22 protein-coding genes are annotated in these 23,310 nt (G+C 65.2%); 20 read left to right on the top strand and 2 right to left on the bottom strand.

Annotation, left to right across the window (positions count from 1 at the left end):
* Nucleotides 1–32 precede the first annotated feature (32 nt).
* From LB310_RS00895 to LB310_RS00885, 3 genes are all read left to right on the top strand, one after another.
* On the top strand, nucleotides 33–659 hold the full coding sequence (locus LB310_RS00895; protein WP_301154068.1) for a molecular chaperone: 627 nt from the start codon (nucleotides 33–35) through the stop codon (nucleotides 657–659).
* Between the two features lie 128 nt (nucleotides 660–787).
* Nucleotides 788–1,246: a GntR family transcriptional regulator gene (locus tag LB310_RS00890; RefSeq protein ID WP_301154066.1), complete on the top strand. Its 459-nt coding sequence runs from the start codon at nucleotides 788–790 to the stop codon at nucleotides 1,244–1,246.
* A gap of 25 nt (nucleotides 1,247–1,271) precedes the next feature.
* Nucleotides 1,272–2,198, top strand: a complete 927-nt coding sequence (locus LB310_RS00885) for a slipin family protein (protein WP_301154065.1) — start codon at nucleotides 1,272–1,274, stop codon at nucleotides 2,196–2,198.
* A gap of 71 nt (nucleotides 2,199–2,269) precedes the next feature.
* On the opposite strand, the gene LB310_RS00880 is transcribed toward LB310_RS00885, so the two are convergent.
* Nucleotides 2,270–3,877, bottom strand: coding sequence for a DEAD/DEAH box helicase (locus LB310_RS00880; RefSeq protein ID WP_301154063.1), 1,608 nt, complete (start codon nucleotides 3,875–3,877; stop codon nucleotides 2,270–2,272).
* Nucleotides 3,878–4,525: 648 nt separating this feature from the next.
* Here LB310_RS00880 and LB310_RS00875 point away from each other — a divergent pair.
* The 7 genes from LB310_RS00875 (at nucleotide 4,526) to LB310_RS00845 (ending at nucleotide 12,014) form a co-directional block, all read left to right on the top strand.
* Nucleotides 4,526–5,137, top strand: a complete 612-nt coding sequence (locus LB310_RS00875; protein ID WP_123673919.1) for a hypothetical protein — start codon at nucleotides 4,526–4,528, stop codon at nucleotides 5,135–5,137.
* A gap of 253 nt (nucleotides 5,138–5,390) precedes the next feature.
* Complete coding sequence (locus LB310_RS00870) at nucleotides 5,391–8,177, top strand: molybdopterin-dependent oxidoreductase (RefSeq protein WP_123673921.1); 2,787 nt, start codon at nucleotides 5,391–5,393, stop codon at nucleotides 8,175–8,177.
* The gene (locus LB310_RS00865; protein ID WP_123673923.1) at nucleotides 8,167–8,799 is read left to right on the top strand and encodes a 4Fe-4S dicluster domain-containing protein; all 633 of its coding nucleotides are present in this window, start codon (nucleotides 8,167–8,169) and stop codon (nucleotides 8,797–8,799) included. The genes LB310_RS00870 and LB310_RS00865 overlap by 11 nt, the downstream gene beginning before the upstream one ends.
* Nucleotides 8,799–9,620 carry a DmsC/YnfH family molybdoenzyme membrane anchor subunit gene (locus LB310_RS00860; RefSeq protein ID WP_123673925.1) on the top strand — a complete coding sequence of 274 codons (822 nt, stop codon included), beginning with the start codon at nucleotides 8,799–8,801 and terminating at the stop codon, nucleotides 9,618–9,620. The genes LB310_RS00865 and LB310_RS00860 overlap by 1 nt, the downstream gene beginning before the upstream one ends.
* Nucleotides 9,621–9,772: 152 nt before the next feature.
* Complete coding sequence (locus LB310_RS00855) at nucleotides 9,773–10,468, top strand: molecular chaperone (protein WP_161959743.1); 696 nt, start codon at nucleotides 9,773–9,775, stop codon at nucleotides 10,466–10,468.
* A 14-nt stretch (nucleotides 10,469–10,482) separates the two neighbouring features.
* Nucleotides 10,483–11,106 (top strand): 4Fe-4S dicluster domain-containing protein, encoded by a 624-nt coding sequence (locus LB310_RS00850; protein WP_123673929.1) that lies wholly within the window; start codon nucleotides 10,483–10,485, stop codon nucleotides 11,104–11,106.
* Entirely contained in the window at nucleotides 11,103–12,014 is a 912-nt protein-coding gene (locus LB310_RS00845; protein WP_161959744.1) for a 4Fe-4S binding protein, read from the top strand. The genes LB310_RS00850 and LB310_RS00845 overlap by 4 nt, the downstream gene beginning before the upstream one ends.
* Before the next feature lie 58 nt (nucleotides 12,015–12,072).
* Here LB310_RS00845 and LB310_RS00840 read toward each other — a convergent pair whose 3' ends face one another.
* Nucleotides 12,073–13,611, bottom strand: a complete 1,539-nt coding sequence (locus LB310_RS00840) for a response regulator transcription factor (protein WP_161959745.1) — start codon at nucleotides 13,609–13,611, stop codon at nucleotides 12,073–12,075.
* A gap of 317 nt (nucleotides 13,612–13,928) precedes the next feature.
* Between LB310_RS00840 and nrfD (LB310_RS00835) the strand changes: the two genes are divergently transcribed.
* The 10 genes from nrfD (LB310_RS00835) (at nucleotide 13,929) to LB310_RS00790 (ending at nucleotide 23,298) form a co-directional block, all read left to right on the top strand.
* Complete coding sequence (gene nrfD, locus LB310_RS00835; RefSeq protein WP_123673935.1) at nucleotides 13,929–14,903, top strand: NrfD/PsrC family molybdoenzyme membrane anchor subunit; 975 nt, start codon at nucleotides 13,929–13,931, stop codon at nucleotides 14,901–14,903.
* A gap of 2 nt (nucleotides 14,904–14,905) precedes the next feature.
* The gene (locus LB310_RS00830; protein WP_015539591.1) at nucleotides 14,906–15,328 is read left to right on the top strand and encodes a GntR family transcriptional regulator; all 423 of its coding nucleotides are present in this window, start codon (nucleotides 14,906–14,908) and stop codon (nucleotides 15,326–15,328) included.
* 19 nt (nucleotides 15,329–15,347) lie between these two features.
* A complete protein-coding gene (locus LB310_RS00825; RefSeq protein ID WP_123673937.1) occupies nucleotides 15,348–16,334 on the top strand; it encodes a slipin family protein in 987 nt (328 codons plus the stop codon).
* Nucleotides 16,335–16,466: 132 nt separating this feature from the next.
* On the top strand, nucleotides 16,467–16,988 hold the full coding sequence (locus tag LB310_RS00820; protein WP_123673939.1) for a DUF4143 domain-containing protein: 522 nt from the start codon (nucleotides 16,467–16,469) through the stop codon (nucleotides 16,986–16,988).
* A gap of 435 nt (nucleotides 16,989–17,423) precedes the next feature.
* Nucleotides 17,424–19,937: a molybdopterin-dependent oxidoreductase gene (locus tag LB310_RS00815; RefSeq protein ID WP_278806083.1), complete on the top strand. Its 2,514-nt coding sequence runs from the start codon at nucleotides 17,424–17,426 to the stop codon at nucleotides 19,935–19,937.
* Between the two features lie 14 nt (nucleotides 19,938–19,951).
* Nucleotides 19,952–20,572: a 4Fe-4S dicluster domain-containing protein gene (locus LB310_RS00810; RefSeq protein ID WP_123673943.1), complete on the top strand. Its 621-nt coding sequence runs from the start codon at nucleotides 19,952–19,954 to the stop codon at nucleotides 20,570–20,572.
* Between the two features lie 18 nt (nucleotides 20,573–20,590).
* Complete coding sequence (nrfD, locus tag LB310_RS00805; protein ID WP_123673945.1) at nucleotides 20,591–21,817, top strand: NrfD/PsrC family molybdoenzyme membrane anchor subunit; 1,227 nt, start codon at nucleotides 20,591–20,593, stop codon at nucleotides 21,815–21,817.
* A 61-nt stretch (nucleotides 21,818–21,878) separates the two neighbouring features.
* Nucleotides 21,879–22,235: a hypothetical protein gene (locus tag LB310_RS00800; protein WP_123673947.1), complete on the top strand. Its 357-nt coding sequence runs from the start codon at nucleotides 21,879–21,881 to the stop codon at nucleotides 22,233–22,235.
* Nucleotides 22,236–22,238: 3 nt separating this feature from the next.
* Nucleotides 22,239–22,679 carry a DUF4405 domain-containing protein gene (locus tag LB310_RS00795; protein WP_123673949.1) on the top strand — a complete coding sequence of 147 codons (441 nt, stop codon included), beginning with the start codon at nucleotides 22,239–22,241 and terminating at the stop codon, nucleotides 22,677–22,679.
* Nucleotides 22,672–23,298: a molecular chaperone gene (locus LB310_RS00790; protein WP_301154053.1), complete on the top strand. Its 627-nt coding sequence runs from the start codon at nucleotides 22,672–22,674 to the stop codon at nucleotides 23,296–23,298. Before LB310_RS00795 ends, LB310_RS00790 begins: the two co-directional genes overlap by 8 nt.
* The last annotated feature ends 12 nt before the right edge of the window (nucleotides 23,299–23,310 follow it).

The following is a 23,310-nucleotide window of genomic DNA, read 5'->3' as shown; positions in this document are numbered from 1 at the left end:
TTCGGTGGGCGCCCCGCGAGGGGAGGGCGATCATGGACACGCGCGAACGCAACGCCGAGGCCGAGGCTCGGGAGCTCACGTACTCGTTTCTGTCCCATCTGTTCCTCGAGGAGGTGTCGGAGGATTTCCTTGCGCGGCTCGCCGAGGAGCCGCCGTCGCTTGAGGGCGAGCTCGGGCGCTACGCGGCCGGGCTCGCGGGCGTGGACCTCGCGGCGGCGCGAACGGAGGCGGCAGCGGAGTTCGCGGCGCTGCTGCTGAACATGTCGGCCGATCCGGTGTTCCCTTACGAGTCGGTGTACACGAGCGCCGAGCGCCTGCTCATGCAGCGCTCGCGCGACGAGGTGCTCGCGGCGTACCGGGCTCAAGGGTTCGAGCGTTCGGGAGATTTGAACGTTCCCGAGGACCACGCGGGCATCGAGCTGGCGTTCATGGCGCGTCTCTGCCGCAAGGAAGCCGATGCGCTGGCTGCCGGCGACGAAGTTGGAGCCGAGGCTGCACGCGAGACGCAGCGGGTGTTTCTGCGCGACCACGTGCTGGCCTGGTTTCCGCAGCTCTGCGCCGATCTGAAGAAGCGGGCGAAGAGGGGTCTTTACCGGGGCCTCGCCGAGACCGTGCGCCAGTTCCTTGCGTTCGAGCGCGAGGAGCTGGGCGTCGGGTAGGGGCGTCGGTCGCTCACGGCGGCCGACGCCCCTACCCGCGGGCTCCGCGCGGCCGGCCTTCCCTCCCTCCCGGGTCGGCCGTGCGGGGTCTCGCGCTTTGCGGCCCCGTGCGGCAAGCGGGGCGAGGAATGCTATCATATGACGATACTACTTGGCGAATGAAGGTGGGGGACTATCCGAGCGTGAGCGCCGCCAATCAAACCGTGCAGATCACCATAGACAGCGACAGCGGCATCCCGCTGTGGCTCCAGTTACGCAACCGCTTGATCTACCTGATAGCGTCCGGCCGGTTCAAGGCGGGCGACAAGCTGCCGACGGTGCGCGAGCTGGCCGTTGACCTGGGCGTCAACTACAACACGGTGAGCAAGGTGTACCAGGACATCGAGCGCGACGGCTATATCGTGTCCAAGCGCGGCAAGGGCACGTTCGTGGCAGAGCGGGGTCCCGCCGAAGCCGAGGCGGCCAAGTCCGAGGTTGATTTTTTGGCCGACGAGTTCATCCGCCAGTGCCGCGAGCTCGGCGTGCCGCGTCAGGACATCGCCGATTTGGTGGCGGGGAGGCTCGCGGCGGCGGACGAGACGGAGTGAGCGACGGAGAGGCGGAGGAGCGACGATGGGACTGTTCAGGCGTAACCGGATCGAGCACGACGCGCAGGGCGAGCGGAAGGTTGCCGAGACGGAGCTCGAGGCCAACGAGGCCTCTCGTGGCGGCGTGTACCTGTTCTTCCTCGTCATGTTCGCCGTGGGCTTCCTCGTGCCGTTCCTGCTCACGTTCGCGTTCGTGTCGCCGCTGACCATCGCTGCGTCGGCAGCGGTCGGCTTCGTTGTGGCCACGTCGGTTCGCATTGCTCCGCAGTGGGAGCGCGTGGCCGTGCTGCGCTTCGGCCGCTTCAACCGTATCGCGGGCCCGGGCATCTACTGCTGCATCCCGTTCGCGGAGTACGCGGCCATCCACGTGGACCAGCGCATTATGACGGCCTCGTTCTCCGCCGAGGCCGCGCTCACGGCCGACCTCGTTCCCGTCGACGTTGACGCCATCCTGTTCTGGATGGTGTGGGACGCCGAGAAGGCGTGCCTGGAGGTGGAGAACTATCCGAAGGCCGTGCTGCGCTCGGCCCAGACGGCCATGCGCGACGTTATCGGCCAGCTCAACCTTGCCGACATATCAATGCGACGCAAGCAGATCGACCGCGACCTCGAGGAGATATTGGGCAAGAAGTGCGAGCAGTGGGGCGTGACCGTCATGTCGGTGGAGATCCGCGACATCATGATTCCCAAGGAGCTGCAGGATGCGCTGTCGAAGGAAGCCCAGGCCGAGCGCGAGCGCAACGCCCGCATCATCCTGGCAGAGGTGGAGAAGGACATCTCCGAGATGTTCGTGGAGGCCGCCGAGGTGTACGACCGCAACCCCCGTGCCATGAAGCTGCGCGCCATGAACCTGGCCTACGAAGGGGCGAAGGACTCGAAGGGCGTTCTGCTCGCGCCCAGCGCGCTGGCGGACGGGTTCAACATCGGCCAGCAGACAGGAGGGGGAGAGTAGCGCGGCGGCTCTTTCCCCGCGAACGACGACGAGCCGCATAAGCGGCTCGTCGTCGTTGTACCTTTGCGGAGTTAGAAGCGCTCGGCGGCCTCGCGCTTGTCGCTCTTGGCGAAGCGGCTGTAGTCGTAGCCGCCGGTGCCGTTGCCCTTCTTGGAGCGCTGCTTCTTCGCAGGCTTGGAACCCTCGCGGTACGGCTTGTCGAAGGACTTCTCGCCTCGGGCGGAGGCGGGCTTGCCGGAGCGGTCGGAGCGCTTGCCCGGCTTGCCGGCGTTCGCGCGGTCGTAGCCGCCCTTGCCGGAGCGCGGGGCCTCGGTACGCTCGAAGCGCTTGCCGCCCTTATCCTCGCCGCCCGTGCGCGTGCTGCCTTCGGCAGCGTAGCTCTTGCGGGCCGGCTTGCTGCCCTCGCGGTCGTCGGACTTGCGGTAGCCGCCCTTGCCGGCGGGCTTGCCGTACGATTTGCCCGCAGGTCGCTTGCCGTAGGGCTTCGAGCCGCCGCTCTTGGAGCCGCCCTGGCGCGCGCCGCCCTTCTTCTGCTTCAGCAGCGACGGGTCCAGCTCGTAGGTCTCCAGCTCCATGAACGGGATGTCCTTGCCGATCAGGCGCTCGATGTCCTTCAGCGTGCGGCTGGTCTCGCGGGTGACGAACGAGATGGCGTAGCCCTTCTCGCCGGCGCGGCCCGTGCGGCCGATGCGGTGCACGTAGTCCTCGGGCATGTCGGGCAGGTCGAAGTTGATGACGTGGTCCACGTCGGGCACGTCGATGCCGCGAGCCAGCACGTCGGTGGCCACGAGGATGGACGTCTTGCCGCGGCGGAAGTTGTCCAGCGCGCGACGGCGGGCACCCTGCGACTTGTCGGAGTGGATGGACTCGGCGCGGAAGCCGGCATCGCACAGCGCCTCGGCGCAGTCCTCGGTGCGGTTCTTCGTGCGTGCGAACACGATGACGCGCTCGGAGCCCTTCTCGCGCAGCACGGCCTCCAGGAGCTCGGGCTTGTTGAAGTTCTTGATGGGCATCATGAACTGCTCGACCGTCTTGGCCGTCTCGCCGTTGCGGGCGATCTCCACCATGGCCGGATCGTTCAGCAGCGAGCCCAGGTTCTTCTGGATGGACTGGTCGATGGTGGCCGAGAACAGCAGCGTCTGGCGGCACTCGGGCGTGGCGTCCACGATGGTGGTGACGTCGGGCAGGAAGCCCATGTCGAGCATGCGGTCGGCCTCGTCGAGCACGAGCACCTCCACGCAGGACAGGTTCACCACGCCGCGCTTCATGAGGTCCTTCAGGCGCCCGGGCGTGGCGATGAGCACGTCGGTGCCGCCGCGCAGCTCCTTGATCTGGGGGCCGTAGGGCGTGCCGCCGAACACCGTGGTGGTGAAGTGGCCGGTCTTGCGCGAGATCTGCATGCACGTGCGGGCGATCTGCTGGGCGAGCTCGCGGGTGGGGCTCACCACGAGCATGCGCGGCGCGCGGTTGCGGCCCTTCACGCGGGGGAGCGTGCTCAGCACGGGCAGCAGGAACGCGGCGGTCTTGCCGGTGCCGGTGCTGGCGGCCGCGATGACGTCGCGACCTTCCAGGACCAGCGGGATGGCCTGCTCCTGGACGGGGGTGGGGTTCTCGTAGCCCAGCTTCTCAACCGCCGCGAGGGCGTTCTTGGACAGGCCGAGGTCGGCGAATTTCGTCATAAGGGTATTCCGTTTCTCTTCGACGGGCGTCCGCCTCTGCGGAACCGCTCCGTGGTCGCACCCGCTCCAGCGGCGTGCCTTGCGCTTGACTCGAGCCGCTTTCTGCATCTGTGAGCGTCATCAGCGTGCGCAAAAGAGAAACAAGAAAGAATTTCGTGCAAAGCGACTTACCAGTATGGGGGTTTGAGGGGCGCGCAGCGACGGGAATCTCGCGAAATCGCCCGGTTGTGAGCGGAAATCCACAATCGGCAGAGGGTGCGGCAAGGATGCGGGCGCCGGTGGGTGCGGCGAGGCAAGGCCGACGTGCCCCTCCGGCATCGGGGGAGGGTGGCTGGCATGGACGGGCGCCGTAGCGAGCCGTGTGCGGGAAGCGGCCGGCCGGGTTGCGCATGGTGAATTATATATTAGCAGGAATAATATTTATCAGGAAAGACACAAGGACTAGTCCCTTTTTAATGTTGGAAGATCATCACATCCGCCAACGAGAAGCACCCCTTTGGGGTCATGCGGGCAACCCCTTCGGCTTCCTATACTTTCGGCGAGGATCGAAGGAGGGCGAGACGGGGAAGCGCGTAGGGGGCGCGGCATGCGAGCATGCGGTCCCTTTCGAACTACCCGCCTTCTCGCAATGACCGAAGGGGATTCACTATGAAAGCCAATGTGATCGAGCACAATCCTATGCTCAAGAAGCCGCTGATCGCCATTCTCGGCATTTGCGCACAGCAGGGCGACAGGAGCCGCGATGACATCGAGGCGCAAGCGCTCGAGGTTTGGGATAGCGCCTATCAGCAGAATCCTTCCGTCTGCGTGGATATCCTCGTGCGCAATGGCGCGTTGGCCGAGCGGCTTTTCGTGGACGGCGGGGTCTACGCCGGCACACTCGACGACCTGCAGGCCGACGAGTCCGTTCCCGAGGACGCGCATATTGAAGCGCGCATCGCCCTCTCCAAGGCCGGGCGCGAGCTCCTCGAAGCCTTTGCGCCCGACGTCACGCTTCGCGCGCTCTTTGACGACAAGCCTGCGTACCGCAGCGTGTTCGCGGCCATCCTCGATGCGTGCAGTGCCGACGAAGGTGCGACACGCGCCGAGCTCGAGCGAGTTGTCGGCGAATTCCCCCAGATCCAGCCCGATCCAGACACCCAGCGCACCCTCGTGTACCCCCAGTACTTCATCGACGCGCTGGAATCGGCCGGCGGCATTGCCTGGGAGGGCTCCTGGCGAACGACCGATGCGGGCAGAGCGCTCGTCTCCGCTGCCTAACCTATCCGATCCGGGCCCGCATCCCTCCCTCCGAGGGCCCGGAATATCCTCGCCTCGGGGGCGCCGGCTGCTTCGAATGGGGCGGCGCCCCGAACGCGGCGGCAAGCATGCATAGCAAGGCCGTGATGCGTGCCGAATATTCAAGCCGGCCTCGAACTTCATCGGACCCAGCCGCAGGGGACGCCCGGCGCGGCTTTCCGAATAGCATGACCAGCAACCGCAAACGATCAAGGACGAGAAGGGAAGTAACGTTTTGGCTACTACCGATATCAGCCGGCGCGGCTTCGTGAAGCTTGGCGCTTTCGCTGCTGCTGCCGCCGCGATGAGCGGCGCGGTCGGGTCGAACCTCGTGCAGGTCGAGCCCGCCGTCGCGGCCGAGTCAGGCGAAACGCAGAAGGTCAGGACCATCTGCCGCGCCTGCCTCAACAACTGCGGCATGATCGCGCACGTGCGCGATGGCAAAGTGGTGAAGCTCGAAGGCGACCCGGACGACCCCATGAACAAGGGGGCATGCTGCGCAAAGGGCCTCGCCGGCATCCAGGCGCTGTACAACCCCAACCGCATCAAGTATCCCATGAAGCGCCGGGGCGAGCGCGGCTCGAACGACTGGGAGCGCATCTCCTGGGAGCAGGCCATCAACGAGATCACCGACGTGATGTGGGAATACTACCAGAAGGAGGGCCCGAAGAGCCTCGTGTGCTCAACGGGCGGCGGCGGCAACCCGCAGTTCTTCAGCCCGGCGCGCTTCCTGTCCGTGTGGGGCGGCGGCAACTTCTTCGAGCCCGGCTGCGCGCAGTGCTACCTGCCGCGCAACCACATGGAGTTCTGCCTGAACGGCACGGCCGACACGTCGCTGGCTGACGGCCCGGTGACCGAGGTGTACCTGCCCGGCATCCTGCCCGACGACAAATGCACGCCCACGAAGACCTATGTCATGTGGGGCGTCGGGCCCAGCTACCACGGCATCGGCTCCACGGGCCGCGTGGTCACCGACCTGCGCAACGCCGGCATGAAGACCGTCGTCATCGACCCGCGCCTCACGCCCGACGCCGCGCGCGCCGACGTGTGGCTGGCCATCCGCCCCGGCACCGACGTGGCGCTGATGCTGGCCTGGATGAACTACATCATCACCCACGAGCTGTGGGACCACGACTTCTGCCGCGAGTGGACCAACCTGCCCTTCCTCGTGCACGAGGACACGGGCCTCACCTACCGCGCGAGCGAGCTCGACCTCGGCGGCGAAGACGAGTACGTGGTGTGGGACAAGGCCACGAACAGCGCGAAGGCCATGCCCTACCCCTTCGACCCCTCCCTCGACCCCGAGATGTTCGGCACCTACACGCTGCCGAACGGCGAGCAGGCGCGCACCGCGTTCCAGATCATGAAGGACCACGTGGCCGAATGGACGCTCGAGAAGGCGGCTGAGATCTGCTGGCTCGACGCCGGCGAGATCGAGGAGGCCATCAACATCTACGTCGAGGGCTGCCCGAACGCCGGTATCTCGCTGGGCGTGGCGACCGACCAGGCCCGCAACTCCGCGCAGGCCGCGCAGGGCGACGCCGTCCTCGACATCCTCATGGGCTGCATCCGCCAGCCGGGTTCCATCGTGCAGGACCGTCCCTGCTACGTCGAGCCGTGCAACTACGTGGTGCAGCCGTTCGGCCTGCACCATCCCGACCACCCGCTGCGCATGCCCGAGGAAGAGGCCAACGCACGCCTTGGCTACACCGAGCACAAGGGCCTCGGCCACTGGCTGGCCAGCCACATCCCCACGGTGCTCAAGGCCATCGAGACCGGCGAGCCCTACCGTCCGCGCATCTGGATCGAGCGCAGCGGCAACAAGCTGGCCATGATCGGCAACGCCACGCGCTTCTACGAGGCCATGATGACCACCGAGTTGAACGTGCACATGTACATGCACTGGACCACCACGAGCGTATGCCTGGCCGACTACGTGCTGCCCACCGCCGAGTGGCTCGAGACGGCCTACGCGCAGGACCGCCTGAACACCTACGCCATCCGCCGCCCCTGCACGCAGCTTTACGAGGCCGTCGACGAGTGCATGCACTGGTCGTGGCTTGCCGCGGCGCTGGCCGAGCGCGGCCACCAGCGCGCCATCGACTCCTTCAACCCCGATATCGCCGGCAAGTTCTACGGCACGTACTGGCGCACTTACGAGGAGTACAAGGACTACGTGGGCTACTTCGTAGGCAGCTTCTACTACGGCAAGGACGACTGGGACTGGAAAACGTTCGACGCGCAGGCGCCCAGCGAGTACCAGACCATCGAGGAGTACGCCGAGAAGTCGTACAACAGCCACCTGTTCCCCGACGAGGAGCACCCGGAGCTGCCGGCCGGATTCCACACCACGTCGAAGCGCTGCGAGCCCTACTTCGACGGCAACATCCTGCTGGGCAACACGGGGGCCATCGACGGCTCGGGCACCATGGAGCCGGCCAGCGACGTGTACCCGAAATCCGACAACTACAACCCGCTGCCGTACTACCTGGAGCCGTTCGAATCTCCGCTCACCGACACAGAGTACCCCTACGTGCTCACCCAGGGCCGCATCCCGTTCTTCCATCACGGCACGCTGCGCAACACGCCCTACACGCGCGAGCTGTACCCCTATCCGGAGACGTGGATCAACCCGGAAACCGCGCGCGAGATCGGCATCGAGAACGGCGACTGGCTGTGGCTGGAATCGCGTCGCGGCAAGACGCAGGGCCGCGCCCGCATCACGAAGAGCGTGGCACCCAAGGTCATCTACCAGGAGCGCTTCTGGAACCCGGAGCTGCTGGACTCGGACGACCCGAACCGCGCATGGCAGGTCATGAACATCAACCTGCTGACCCAGAACAACGACGAATGCCCGTTCAACGACGTGTATGGAACCTACACTCTGCGCGGCATCACCATCAAGATAACCAAGGCCGACGGCGCGCCCGAGGGCGTGTGGATCGAGCCCGAGGACTTCACCCCGTGGCTGCCCGAACCGTCTGAGAACACCGGAGGAGGTAATGCCGTCTATGGCGCGTAATTGCTTGGTAATCAACCTCGATCGCTGCATCGGCTGCTACGCCTGTGAAGTGGCGTGCAAGATGGAGAACGACATCGCCCTCGGCGAGCGTTGGAACAAAGTGGTGCAGGTGGAGCCGTTCGGCGAGTTCCCCCACGTGTCCACCTACTGGCTGCCGGTGATGTGCCAGCAGTGCGAGGAGTCGCCCTGCACCCACGTGTGCCCCACCGGCGCGTCGTACCGCGACGAGAAGACCGGCATGGTGCTGGTTGACAAGGAGAAGTGCATCGGCTGCAAGTACTGCATGATGGCCTGCCCCTACGGCGTGCGTTCGTGGAACAAGGAGCAGAAGGTCGTGGAGAAGTGCACGCTGTGCAACCACCTCACCGCCGCGGGCGAGAAGCCGGCGTGCGTGAAGAACTGCTGCGGCAAAGCGCGCTTCTACGGCGATCTGGACGACCCGAACTCCGATGTGTCGAAGGAGCTGGCGGCCGCCGCGCCCGAGGCCATCCACTACCTGCCGGACGCGGGCAACGGGCCGCTGTCAGCCTACATCCTGTCGCCGAAGTTCGGCGAGTGGCGCGCCGACGACCTAACCCAGACCACCAACTTGTACGTGACGACCGAAGGGAGCGTGGACTAATGGAGATCCAGTGGGCCTTGGTCCTGTTCACCGTGGTCAGCGGGGCCGGCGCGTGGCTGTTCGCCTGCTCGATGCTGGGCTACCTGCTGAAGAAGGACGCCGCCCCCAGCAAGATGGAGACGATCGTGGCCTTCGTGCTGGTGGCCGTCGGCGGCTGCATGTCGGTCGCGCACCTCAGCCACGTCGACCGCATCCTCGAGGCGCTGAACCATCCCACCTCGGGCATCTTCGTCGAGGCGGCCATGATCGGCGTGCTGTGCGTGCTTCTGGCGGTGTATTTCATCATGCTTGCGCGCGGCACGTCTGACAAGGCGCGCACGGCGGTGGGCATCCTCGCGTCGCTCGTGGGCATTGTGTTCACGTTCGCCTGCGGCTCGTCTTACCTGATGGAAGCCCGTCCGGCCTGGACCACCGTCACGTTGCCCTTGGCCTACCTCGGCACGGCAGCTGCGGCCGGTGCAGGGTTGAACCTGCTGGTGAAGGCGGTGCAGAAGCGCGACGAGGCCGCTCTTTCGTTCGCGGGAGTGTTGGCTGCGGCCGGTGGTGCGCTGGGGCTGGTGCTGGGCGCTGCGTTTTGCCTCTCGGCGGGGGCGTATCTCGCTGCGGCCGGCAACGGCGCGGCGACGTGGGCGGGGGCGCTGTTCGCGACGCTCGCGGTCGAGGTCGCGTGCGGTGCCGTCGCCGCGAAGAGGCCGTCGAGGGCGGTTGCGCTGGGAGTTGCCTCCTGCGTATGCGGCGTGATCGCCGCCATCGCCCTGCGAGCGACCATGTGGCTCATCGGCACGCCGTTCATGGACTTCTTCCTGATGGCGTTGGACTAGGGTTTCGCCGGCTTGACGGCTGGCGGAAGAACCGGCGCTGCGAACGACCAGCACGAAAAGGGCTGCCGACGACGGCAGCCCGCTCCTTCCGCATCGGACGCTGCGATCCGATGCGGAAGGAGCGGAAACGAATCAACGAAAGGGGACTTGCTATGCTGACCCAACAGGAGCTTCTGGATTTTTTCGAGGGGAGCGCCGGTACGTACCGGTTCCTTTCGCAAGTATTCTTCAAAGAGCTCAACGAGCAGGCCATCGAAGAACTGGCGCTTGGCGAGTATCCGAGCGAAACCGGCAATGCGCATCTCGACGAGGGCTACCGCCTGGTGCGCCGGTACCTCGCGTTCTCGGCGAACGATCGCCGCACGCAATTGGCCTGCGAGTACGCACGCATCTTCTTGGCCGCGGGCGTGTTCACCAAAGATCGTCAGACTGCCGTACCCTATGAGTCGGTGTTCGCCGGCGACGAGCGCATCATGATGGGCGATGCCCGCGACGACGTGGTGGCACGCTTCCTGGAGGACGGTTTCCAGGTGAATCCCGACCTGCACGAGCCAGAGGACCATCTGGCCTTCGAGCTGGAATACCTTGCGAACATGAACGAGCGGGCCAGGGAGCAGGCCCAAGCGAGAAACCGGGACCAGCTGCGCCGTAACGTGGTGCGCCAGCAGGAGTTCATCGAGGGCCATCTGCTGAGCTGGATTCCCCTGCTGCACGAGACATCGCTCGATTACGCGAAGCTGACGTTCTACCCGGGTATGCTGCTCGTGGCCCAAGGCACTCTGGAGCAGGCACGCGATCTTCTGCGCGGGGTCCTGGCGCAGCTCGACGGCGCGACGGCTGCGGCGTAGCGGAGGGGTTGGAAATGCCAGCGAGCAATCTGACGCGCAGGACGTTCGTCGTAGGAGGAGCAGCGCTTCTTGCGGGCGTTGTCGCCGGCGCGGGCGTGCGTCCCTTCGTTGTCGAGGCCGATGTGCTGCGCCCGCCCGGCGCCCTTCCCGAGGGCGAGTTCATGGCGCGCTGCATCAAGTGCGCGCGCTGCATCGACGTGTGCCCCACCGATGTGCTGGAGCCTCTAGGTATCGAGCGCGGCCTCTTGCAGGCCCGGACGCCGCACCTCAACTTCGCCAACGACCGTTGCACGTTCTGCGACAAGTGCCGCGAGGTATGCCCCACCGCCGCTATCGGCGCGGTTGATCCGCAGGCGCCCGGGCAGGGGCGCATCGGCGCTGCCATCCTGCATGAGGATCGCTGCCTTGCGTTCCTGGAGACGAGCAGCTGCGGCATCTGCGTGGAGGCGTGTCCCTACGGGGCGCTCTCGTTCGACGCGGGGCGTCGGCCCGTGGTTGACGAGGCGAAGTGCAACGGCTGCGGCGAATGCGTGCGGATCTGTCCCGCCAACGTGTTCACGTCGTTCAGCGGCGGCAAGGCGCGTGGCATCGAGGTGGTTACCGAGAGGGCGTTGCAGGAAGGAGGGACTGCACGATGAAGCAAGGCGATCGTATAACGAAGGCGCGTGCCGTGACGCTCGGCCTGGTGTTCGTGGCGGTTATCGCCTCGCTCGCCTTCGATTTGGGTATCGGCACGCCCTCGGCGTTGGGCATAGGGCAGTTCTTCCTGCTGTGCCCGTTGGGGGGTTTGGAGGCGCTGCTTGCCAGCAAGGCGCTCGTGCCCGTTACCCTGATATCGCTCGCGGTGGTGGGTGCGTTCGCGCTGCTGTTCGGCCGCGCCTGGTGCGCTTGGGGCTGTCCGGCGCCGGCGATCCGCCGGTTCTTCCGCCGCGAGCCACGGCCCGAGGAGGCGCCGGCGCGCGCCTGCTCGGCCGCGCACGAGGCAAAGGGCCTGGCCGCGAGCCTGCGTCACCTTGTGCGCGACAAGCGCACCTGGGCGCTTGGCGTGGTGCTGGCTGCCACGTTCGTTGCGGGCATCCCGCTTTTCTGCCTGGTGTGCCCTGTCGGGCTCACGTTCGGCACGGTGGGGTCGCTTTGGCACCTCATCGTGGACAAGCAGGTTACGGCGAGCGTCGTCGTGTTTCCCGTCGCGCTGGCCGTGGAACTCGTGCTCTATCGCAAATGGTGCGCGAACTTGTGCCCCATTGCCGGATTGCTGAACGTGTTCGGCCAGCTGGCGCGCCTGTTCCGCCCGCATGTGGATGCGTCTACCTGCCTGCGCGCGGGCGGCGGTGCCTGTACCGCGTGCACGTCGGCCTGCGCCGAGCACATAGACCTCCATGCGCCCGACGCCGCCATCCAGCTGGGCGAATGCACCCGTTGCGGCGAATGCGTCAAACACTGTCCCACGGGTTCCGTCAGGATCAAGGCGAAGCCGGGCGATCCGGTGGCGCGTGGCGAACAGCCCGAGCATGTCGGCCCCCTCTTTCAGCAGGACGAAATCTAAGCAAAGATCGTGCAGGCTTGTGCCCTGCTGCAGCTCGGTTCCGCCTCGCCGGGAACCGCTACCCCGCCAGGAAGTCCAGCAGTTCCTGGCGGGTGTGCACGTCGAGCTTCGTGTAGATGGCGCGCAGGTGCGAGCGCACGGTGTTCTTCGAGATGGTGAGGTTGTCGGCGATCCAGTTCGCGCTGCGCCCCTGGGCGAACAAATCCAGTATCTCCAGCTCTCGGGCGGAGAGACCGTAGCGGGGATCGGCCGCGCGCGCCGTGCCGGACGGCTTTGCGTCGTCCGGCACGGCTGCTCCGCCGTCTGCCGTCATGCACTGCCCTGCTCCGCCCTCTTCCATCTCCGGCGCCACATGTGCCGCTGCGCCCTGCTCTCCGTGCCTCCGGCCTACCGCATCCCCGTCTACCGACCAGGCCATGATGCGCTTCAGGTCGTTCTCCGGGAACACGTACACCAACACGATGATCACCAAAAAAGCCAGCGCCACGCCCACGCCCATGCGCACCATGGCCTCACCGTACCAGGGGGCTACGGCGGCTCCCAGCGCCCAGCCCGCCGTCGAAGCCAGGAAATAGGTTCCTTGCCCGATGCCGAACACGCGCACGGGCGACAGGTCGAAGCGGAACGCCAGATATGCCATGAAGCACGAGAACATGAGCCAGAGCGCTTCCTTGCCCACGCTCAGGAACGCGATGTCGAGTCCGAAGCACGTGCCCAGCATCATGCCCATGCCGAGCACCATGAGCGCCGAGTACGCCTGCCGCGCTCCGCGTACGGCGTCGCCGCGGTTGACCGCCCAGGCCACTGCAATGGCTATCATGCCGACGCAGAACACGATGATGCTTCCCTCGCGCGCGAACAGCGCGTTGTCCATCAGCGTGCTGGAGATTCCCTTGCCCACGCCTGCCGTGAGCGCCACCAGGGCCGATGCAGCCACGAGTTTGCGGTACAGATGCTGCACGGGTCCCTTTCCGCGCCCTTCGCCCGCCCCCGACATGGTTGAGGGGAACGGGTCGGCGGAACCCATGGAGAGAAGCAGGCCGGATACCAAGGGCAGTGCGGCGATGTAGAACAGCCGCCACTCGGGCGGTATGCCGATGCCCACGAAATACAGGAGCGCCGCCAGCAAAAGCGAGATGGACCCCGCCGTGAGCGAGTCTCCCAGCGACACGCTGCCGTATAGTCGCCCCACCTTCAGGCAGAGCATGGAGGTGCCCGCGCCGGTGAGCACGGCGGCCAACACGAAGAACATCCCGGCGCCCATAACCACCGAGAACCCCAGCAAAATGGTGGAGAGCCCTGCGAGCGCTCCGAACCCGATGACGAACGCCCGCCTGTCCACGAGTGCGGTCATGCGCCTCCAAGCGAGCGCGGCCGCGAACATGGAGCCTGCGATGCCCAGTGTGGAGAACAGGTACATCTGCAGCACGTAGCTCGTCTGCTGGTCGGCTGGGAACATGCGCATGATCTCGATGCTGTTGTAACAGAGCCATATCCAGGCCCACCAGGCGCTAAGTCCCAGAAATCGCAGGTACGGCCATTGCTCGGCCAAGGGCGATATCCAATCTTCCCTTTCTGCCCGATGCGCTTCGACCATGCAGAATCCCCCTTCTCGCAAGATGGAATCCATGGTAGCACACGGTCGGTCCTGCCCGCTTACCGCGGCCTGCCACTCGTTCTTACCTGCTGCGCAGGCTGGGCTGGTCGGGGAAGGGGAGGCGGCGATTGCGGGCGCCTCGGATCGTGTCGCTGCTGCGCATATGACACCCTGTCATATGCAGCGCGCCTGTTTTGTGGGATACTGGCAGAGGAGTATGCGCGATGCGCGCGGCGTTTCCATTCGGAGCGGCTACTGCGTCCGGGCGCGGCGCCGCGCTTGGGGAATGCGCTTGGGCAATGACGAGGGGAGGGGATGTGCTCGGCGAACTGGCGGTGGGCTACCTGTTCCTCGGCGGGACCGGGGCCGGGGCGATCGCGGTCGCGTCCGTGCTCGACCTGGCTCTCGTGCGCGCGCCCTTCGGGACGGATGCCCGCGTGTCCGCGGACGAGGCGCCGCCGTGCGAGCGGGTCGTCGCCTTCGCCCTGCTCGCCGGCTTTGCGGCGCTCGCGCTGGGCGTGCTGTGCCTGCTGTTCGACCTGGGGCGCATCGATCGGGCGCTCGACCTCTTCCTGCGGCCGTCGCCTACGTATCTGACCGTCGGTTCCTTTGCGCTGGCCGCGCTGGTCGCGTGCGGGGCGTTCCTCGCGCTCGTGCGGTTCGCCTACCTGCCGTTCGCGCCGCGTGCGGCGGTGGCTGCCGTCGAGGCGGTTGCCGTGGCGGTGGGGCTGGTGGTCGTGGTGTACACGGGGCTCTTGCTGCAGGGGCTGGGGGCGGTGGCGTTATGGCGGTCGCCGCTCATCCCGGCGCTGTTCGCGCTGTCGTCGCTGTCGTGCGGTATCGCCGTGGTGCTGGCGGCGGCGTTTTTCGCCGACCCGGACGGGGCCGCGGACCGCGTCGTGCGCCCGCTCGTGCGGGCGGACGCCGCGGTCATCGTGTTGGAAGCCGTGGCGGCCGCGCTGTTCGCGGGCCTGGCGCTGGCAAGCGACCATCCGGGCGCTGCGGCGTCGGCGGCCCAGCTGGTGAGCGGCAGCGGGGCGCTGGCGTGGTGGGGCGGTTTCGTGGCGTGCGGCCTGGCGGCACCCCTGGCCGTCGAGCTGGCGTTCGCTGCTCGCGTCCGTGCTCGGGCACAGGAGCGGGCCCAGCAGCCGGCCCTTCGGGCGGCCCTCGCCGTGGCGGCGGTGCTCGTGCTGGTGGGCGGGCTCGGCATGCGCGGGGCCATCGTGGACGCGGGCATGCACCGCAACTTGGAGCTTGAAGAGCCGAGCGCGCAGGCGCTTAGATTGGAATAGAAATGGCGGACGACGTGGCCCTGTTCGAGATCAACGAGAAGAGCAGCATCCCCATCTGGCTGCAGCTGAAGAACCGGTTCATCTACCTCATCACCTCGGGGTACTACAAGCCGGGCGACCAGCTGCCCACGGTGCGGGGCTTGGCCGCCGACGTCGAGGTGAACTACAACACCGTGAGCAAGGTGTACATGAGCCTGGAGCAGGACGGCTACATACAGTCGAAGCGCCGCCAGGGCGCGTTCGTGCTGGACGTGAGCGGCAAGCCGGGCGTGAGCATATCCACCACGGCCGAGATCGTGACGCAGGAGTACCTCAAACGCTGCTTCGAGCTGGGCATGTCGCTGGAGGACATCGAGGAGCAGTTCGCACAGAGCATGAGCGACGAGAAGAGCAAGCGGGACGCGGCCGTCGGCGCGCGGGCCTGATCGCGGAAAAGGAGCAAGCATGGGACGCAGCAAACGTGCCGGTACGTCGCACGGCGGAGCGCAGGGGGCGCCGGGCGCCGCGCCGGCCGTGGCGCCGGGCGCGCAGTTCTCGACGGCCGGGCACATCGACACGGGAAGGCGTCGCGCCTCGCGCAACGGCGCCGTCGTGTTCGCCATCGTGGTTTTCGCGGTTGCGTTCGGACTGGTGCTTGCCGCGGCGCAGGCCCTGCTCGGCGGCATAGGCTTGGGCGCGCTCGTTGCGGCGGCCATCGTGGGATGGCTCGCTTCGTCGTCCATCCACATCGTGCTGGAGTGGGAGAAGGCCGTGGTGCTGCGCCTGGGCAAGTTCAACCGCGTAGCGGGACCGGGCGTCGTGTTCACCATCCCCATCGTGGAGTTCTACACGCTGCGCGTCGACCAGCGCGTTTCGGCCACGTACTTCGGCGCCGAGGAGACGCTTACGGGCGACCTCGTGCCCATCAACGTGGACGCTGTGGTGTTCTGGATGGTGTGGAGCGCAAAGAGCGCCGCCGTGGAGGTGGAGGACTACGCGTCGGCCGTGTCGTGGATCGCCCAGACGGCCATGCGCAAGGCCATCGGGCGCGCCACCGTAGCCGAGGTGGCCACGCGCCGCGACCAGCTGGACGAGGAGCTGAAAGAGGCCATCGAGGAGAAGCTCAACCCCTGGGGCATCACGATCATCGACGTGGAGATCCGCGACATCGTGCTGCCGAAGGAGCTGCAGGAGGCCATGGCGCAGGAGGCCGTGGCCGAGCGCAAGAAGAGCGCCCGCATGGTGCTGGCCGAGGCCGAGAAGGATATCTCCGAGATGCTCATGGACGCATCAGAGGTGTACGCCGGCGACGCCGACGCCATGAAGCTGCGCACCATGCACCTGGCCTACGAGAGCGTGGAGAAGTCCGGCGGCACGCTCGTGGTGCCGAGCGCCTTCAGCGAGGGGTTCGTGCCCGACGCGCCCGGCGGGGAAGGCGGGGGAGCGAAGTAGCTGGGAGGTGCATCCTTCGCAAGGCGCAATCCGTTGCAGGTTTCTAAGCGCATGCTCGCCTGCGAGCGGGTTATCAGGCGTCTGCCAGACACCCTCGAAAATGCATGGTAGAAGGTTTCGTTCTACCTCGATCTGTTCAAGGATCTCTATTTTATCGACGAGCTGTTCGGATGGGATGCCCCCGTTCGCTCGAGGTCTCGCGTGCGTACTAAGCCGAAGCGCTGCTTCGCCGACCCCTCGTTGCCCGCCCAGCTTCTCGGAATGAGTCCCGAGAGGTTGCTCGGCGATGCGCAGACGTTCGGCCTTTTGTTCGAATCGCTGTGCGTGCACGACTTGCGTGTTTATGCGTCGGCTCTGCCCAATGCGCTCCCTGATCCTTTGAGGTACTATCAGGATGCCGATGGATTGGAGGTCGATGCGATCATCGAGCTTCGCGATGGCCGATGGGCGGGCATCGAGGTGAAGTTGGGCGAAAGCAAGGTTCCCGACGGCGTTGCGAATCTCAATCGCCTGCGCAGGAAGGTGCTTTCGAACCCGGCCGCGCGCAATAGGGAGCCGTCGTTCATGGCGGTCGTAACCGCCAGCTCGCCGTTTGCGCGTTACGATCGCGAGAACGACGTATATGTGTTCCCCATAACCGCGCTTCGGCCATAAGCGATCCTGGGCGTGGAGAAGTCCGGCGGCACGCTCGTGGTGCCGAGCGCCTTCGGCGGGGGGTTCGTGGAGGGCGGGGCCGAGAAGGCAGCCAGGGAAGGCCATCAAGCGTAGATAATCGCTCGCTGTCATACGCTCTCGATACCCTGACTGGTCATATCATGGTGTAAAAACCCTGTTCACCTATTATTATCCTATAAATAGAATACTATTCTGTCATACTCTGTCATACTTCTATATTGATAATCATAGTGACGTATGGCAGACTATGGCACAGAAGGAATCGGCCGATTTCTGATATGAGGGGGAATCACGGATCACGCACCGGGCGCACCTGTGCCCGACGTGCAGCCGAAGGGGACTGCCGTTCGTAGAACGCTCACCTTCGCACGATGAGCCCCAAGGCATCCTTGCACTAAGAATGGAGGAGGAGACATGTCGGAAACGAAGAGCCCGCACGGCGGACTCACGCGCAGGAGCTTCCTGAAAACAACGGGCGCCGTGGCCGGAGCAGCAGCGGTGGCGGGCGCGTTCACGCCCGCGCTACAAGCGTTGGCGCAAGATTCGAAGGCGGTCGACGGCGATAGGGGGGAAGAGGTTTTCTCGACTATCTGCCGCTCGAACTGCTTTCAGGCCTGCATGCTCAATGCCCATGTCCTTGATGGTAAAGTACGCAAAATGACCCGGGGAAACTACCCCGATGAGATCTATTCGGGTTCGTGCTTGCGCGGTTTGGCCATTCCCGAGCGCGTATACAGCGCGACGCGCATCAAGTATCCCATGCGACGCATCGGAGAACGCGGAGCCGACCAGTGGGAGCGGATCAGCTGGGATGAGGCGATCGAGGAAATTGCGGCCAAGTTCACGGACATTCGCGAGCGGTATGGCACGAGGGCGGTCGTTTACGAATCCGCCTCAGGCAATTACGGCTCGATTCAAGGCAACAGCGGCATGTCGGTTCGCTTCTGCAACGCATTGGAAATGACGCGGCTGGGCGTGTGCTACGACGTGGCATACGGCTACGGCACCAATCGCGTGGTCGGCGGCACGATACGCGGATATCCTCCCGAGGCCAAGAATATGCTGCATTCGAAGCATATCCTGATCTGGGGAGCCAACCCGGTGTTCGCCCAGCCGCAAACGTGGCGCATCATCAGGCGCGCCCAAGAGCGCGGGGCGAGGCTGACGTGCATTGACCCCATGTTCTCGGCTTCTGCCGCCCGCAGCGACGAATACGTTCCCGTCCGCGCCGGCTCCGATCTCTACGTGGTGCTCGCCATGATCAACGAGGTTATTTCCAACGACATGATCAACGAGCTCTATGTGAAGCGCCATACAACGGCCCCCTTCCTGCTGCGCAAGGACAACGGCCTGATCCTGCGCCAGTCCGATATCGAAGGCGGGGAGATGGCGGGGGTTCGCGATGCAAAGACGCTGACCGCAACCGGGAGCATAAAAAAGGATCCGGCGTACGTGTGGGACGAGACAAGTGGATCGGCCGCCCTCTATACCGAATGTAAAACTCCGGTATTAGAAGGCTCGTTCACCGTGAACGGCATAGAGGTCGAAACCGTGTATACCGCCCTAAAACGGCATATGGCGCAGTACACGGTGGAGGACGCGTCCGGGGCGTCGCTCATCCCTGTCGACACGATCAAGGAGCTTGCCCGCAGGTATGCCGAAGACGGCCCCGTTTTCATCTACTCGGTCTACGCCATCGACCATTATTGCAATGGGCACCTGTTCGCGCAGGCTATCTCGATCCTGTGCGCGCTGACCGACAATATTTCTCGACTGGGGTCGGGTGTTGGAGCGGGCTCGATGAGCGTGGCCGTGCTTGGACTGGGAGGAGCCGTCAACTCGAGTTGGACGAAGGTGGACGGCGGCAAGAAGGCATCTTATGGGTCGATTCCCCAAGCCGATTTTGCCAACGTGGTTTCTTCGGGCAAGCACAAGGGCAAGGATTTCCCTGTGAAGGCGCTGATGGTCTCTTGCTCGAATCCCATAAGCAACTGGGCGCAGCAGGGTCTTTGGTTCAGCGACATTCTTCCCAACCTCGAATTCGTTGTGACGCTCGATACCGAGATGACGGATACGGCGCGTTACTCGGACATTGTGCTTCCTGTCGCGTTTTGGCTCGAAACCGATGATTATCGAACCAATCAGGCGAACCCTTACGTCGTGTACGGGCAGAAGGCCATCGAGCCCTTGCACGAATCCAAGCTGGACTCCGAGATATTCGCGCTCATTGCCGACAAGATGGGCCTTGGGGACGATGTTCCCCTCAAGCCGCCTCGGGAGTGGATCGAGCTTTCGCTGGATTCCGACAAGCTAAGGGATGCTGGATTCACTCCGAAAACGCTTGAGGAGCAGAAGGCCATCAGGGCAATTGGAAGCGACGATCTGCCGTATGTTCCCGGATACGGCGGAGCCGAGCTCAAAACGCCATCGGGCCGTGCCGAGTTGTACTGTGAATGCCCTGTTCCTCGACTCGACTTCGGGCAGGATTGGAAGGGCGATGCCGAGAAGGAGCACTTCCCGTACTTCCTTCCCCCTTATGAGAACTGGTACAAAGGCGAAACCTTTAAGAAGTACCCCATCAGCTTCGTTCAGGTGCACGAACGCTGGCGCACCCACTCCCAGTGGTTTGCCGTAGAGAGCCTAAGGGAGCTTGATCCCGAGCCGCTCGTGCATGTTTCGCGCGAGGACGCGGAGGCGCGGGGCATTGTCGATGGGGACATCGTCGAAGTGTTCAACGATCGCGGGCATGTCGTCGTCAAGGCCATCGTGGACGATGCATGCTCTAAGGGCTTTGCCTTCATGCCGAAGGGGTGGCAGATAAACCAATGTATCGAGGGCTGCATGCAGGAGCTTACCACGACGGTAGTGCATCCGCTCTCGGTGAACTACTCGTACTATGACGTGCTCGCCGATATCAGGAAGCGTTAGAAGGGGTGGTAAGCGTGCATTACGGATTTGCTATCGATCTCAAGCGCTGCATCGGCTGTCACACGTGCTCCGTTGCGTGCCGCTATGAGAACAATCTTCCCGCGCATACATGGTGGAATCGCATTCTGACGGACGGAGGGGCGTGTCCTGATGTGCCAGCGGGCAGCTTTCCCGATCTGAAGATGAGGCAGTTTCCGATTGCGTGTCAGCATTGCGACAATCCTGCCTGCGTGAAGGTATGTCCGGTAGGCGCAACCTACAAGGATCCGAAAACGGGCGTGGTGCGCCAGGACTACGACAAGTGCATCGGCTGCCGCATGTGCATGGCGGCCTGTCCCTACACGGGCGTGCGCTCGTTCAACTGGGAGGAGCCGAAGTTCGTTATAGAGTGCGACACGGGCGCGGTCGACACCCCCGCGCATCAGAAACATGTGGTGGAGAAGTGCACGATGTGCTGGCATCGCATCGCGAGAGGTGAAGAGCCGGCGTGCATCGAGATATGCCCCGAGCGAGCCCGTTTCTGGGGAGATCTTGACGACCCCAGCTCCGAGGTGTCCCGCTTGATTCGCGAGTGCGAGACCAAGCAGCTTCTCGCGAGTGAAGGCACCAATCCTTCCGTGCACTATCTCGTCTAAGTAGCTTAGGAGAACATCATGGCTGAAAAAACTCGGGCGACTGCGTCGTTCAAGGCTCCTACTGCCAAATTTGGGGGCAGGGGGCTCGATATTGCTATCGTTGTGGCGGCTATTGTGACAGTTGCAGGGCTGGTTCTTTGGGGCGTGCAGCTCTCCGGCGGCATGGTGCAGACCGGTATGCGCAACTTGGACTCGTGGGGGCTCTACATCACGATGTTCATGTTCTTGGTGGGCCTGTCGGCTGGAGGACTGATCATCAGCTCCGTGCCGCGCGCCTTCAGCATGGCCGGGTTCGGCGGGATATCGAAGGTGGCGGTGTGGACCTCCATCTGCTGCACGGTGCTCGCCATCGGGTTCGTGGTGGTGGACTTGGGCCAGCCGCTGCGCCTGTGGGAGCTGTTCGCTTATTCGAACCTGGGCTCGCCCCTCATGTGGGATATCCTGGTGCTGGGCACGTACCTGATCCTGTCCGTCGCCTACCTTTGGGCGACGCTCAAGCACGAGGCAGGCAAGGTGTCGGCGACGGCCCTGCGCGTGATCAGCGTGGTGGCGCTCGTGTGCGCCGTGCTTGTGCACTCCGTGACGGCTTGGATCTTCGGGCTGCAGGCCGGTAGGGAGATGTGGCACACGGCGCTGCTGGCACCGTGGTTCGTATCGAGCGCGCTTGTGTGCGGCGTGGCTCTCGTGCTTGTTATGGTGATCGCGCTGCGCCGTGCCGGCTATTATGACCTCGATCAAGCCCATGTGGTGAAGCTCGTCAAGATGCTGGGAGCGTTCGTTCTAGTTGACCTGTACTTCTTCGGCTGCGACCTGCTGACCGAGGGCTTCCCCGGGGGCTCCGGGGCCGAGGTTGTGAGCATGCTCGTGTCCGGGCCCCTTGCCCCGTTCTTCTGGGTGGAGGTCGTGGGCAGCGCACTGGCCGCCGTGGTGTGCTTCACGCCTAAGCTGCGCACGAACCCGCTCATTGTGGTGGCGTCGCTTTTGGCCATCTTCGGCATCTTCTGCAAGCGTGTGCAGCTGCTGGTGGGTGGCTTCCAGCTGCCGAACTTGGATTTTGCCGGGCCGATGACCTCTTCTATGGTAACGGACTGGTCGTCCGGCATGGCTGGAGCCTACCAGGGGCTTGTGTACTGGCCGACCCTGCTCGAGTTCGGCGTGACGCTCGGCGTGCTGGGCCTGGGCGCGCTCCTGCTGCTCGTGGGCCTGAAGCACTTGCCGCTCAAGCCGACCGAGAAGTCGCACTAGGTCCGCATTCTTGGCGGGGCCTGCAGCGGGCCCCGCTTCCCGCAGCTGCTGAAGGAGGGCAATGGTAAGGAAGATTCTGATAACGTTCGCAGTGTTCGCGCTGGCGGGTGGGCTGGTGCTGGCTGCCGGCGTCGCGGCCGAGCCGGCGACGGGGGTGCGTGCGGTGATGGCCGAGTCGCCCTGTCCGGTGACGGGGTGCGCGAACGGCGCGTGCCATGGGTTCGACGACGTGCCGGAGCCCGACGGCATTACCGAGATGACGTGTCCCGAGGCGGGGTGCGCGAGCGTGGAGTGCCATGCGTGGGATTCCCTGACGACGCGCTACCATCAGGCATCGGATGCGAGCTTGAACCTTTGGCTGCTCGCGCCGGTGGCGCTCGTGGTAGGGCTCGTGCTGATCGTGCGGAAGGTGGGGTGAGCGATGGACAAGAAGAACCTCGCTATCGACGTTGCCGCCCTCGCGGTCTTCCTGGTGGTTGCCAACCCCGCCCTTACGGGCATCGGCGTCCACGAGTGGCTGGGCCCGGGGATGTTCCTGGTATTTTTCGTTCACGCGCTGCTGCACGCGGACTGGGCGGTTGAGGCCTTACGGGGGTCGATCGCGCGCCCGTCATGGGGCCGCACGGGCAATCTGGTGCTGGACGCGCTGATCGTCGTTGCGCTCATGGCGGTGACGGTGTCGGGCATCATGGTTTCCGGAGCGGTCCTGCCGACGTTCGGATGGTATGCGCAGGGCTACTATTTTTGGGACCCTCTGCACGCGATGAGCGCGAAGGCGCTCTTGGCGCTTCTGCTGGTTCATGTCGTGGTGCATGGGAAATGGCTCGCGAGAGTCTTCAAGAAGGGGGAGAAGCATGGATGAGATCGACTGGGCGGCGAGGGCAACGGCCTGGGAGCTGGCGGCGCTGTCCTTCCGCTATCCGGGCCCGGAGCTCGAGGGCGCCGTGGCATCCGGCGAGTGGGCGGAGGCGGCGCGCGAGATAGCGGGGGCGTTGGGCTTGGCGCTGCCGGAGGGCTTCGGCGCGGGCGCGTCCGCGGAGGGGCTGCGCCCCGAGGCCACGCGCCTGTTCGTGGGCGCGCCCGAGCCCGCGGTCTCGCCCTACGAGGGCGTGTGGCGCGCGGCCGACGACGGGGTGCAGGCGCTCCTGTTCGTGAACCCGCACTCCATGGAGGTGGAGCGCTTCATGCGCGCGTGCGGCCTCGGGCGCCCGGAGGGCACGAACGAGCCGCTCGACCACGTGGCCACGGAGTGCGAGCTCATGGAGCACCTGGCCCTGCGCGCCGCCGGCGCGGAGCCGCCCGAGGGAGCGCCCGCCGGCGCCGACCTCCCCGGCGGCTCGCCCGAGGCGGCCTACGGGGCCTTCCTCGAGGGGCACGCCCGCGCCTGGATGCCCCGATTCGCCGAGCGCGTCGCCGCGGAGAGCCGCGTCCCCTTCTACCGCGACGCGGCCGCGTTCCTCGGCGCGCTCGTTGCACAATAAGCTTCCGTGCTC

The organism is Gordonibacter sp. RACS_AR49 (assembly GCF_030418435.1).
Taxonomy (GTDB): Bacteria; Actinomycetota; Coriobacteriia; order Coriobacteriales; family Eggerthellaceae; genus Gordonibacter; species Gordonibacter urolithinfaciens.
This window is presented reverse-complemented; position numbering and strand designations above follow the sequence as displayed.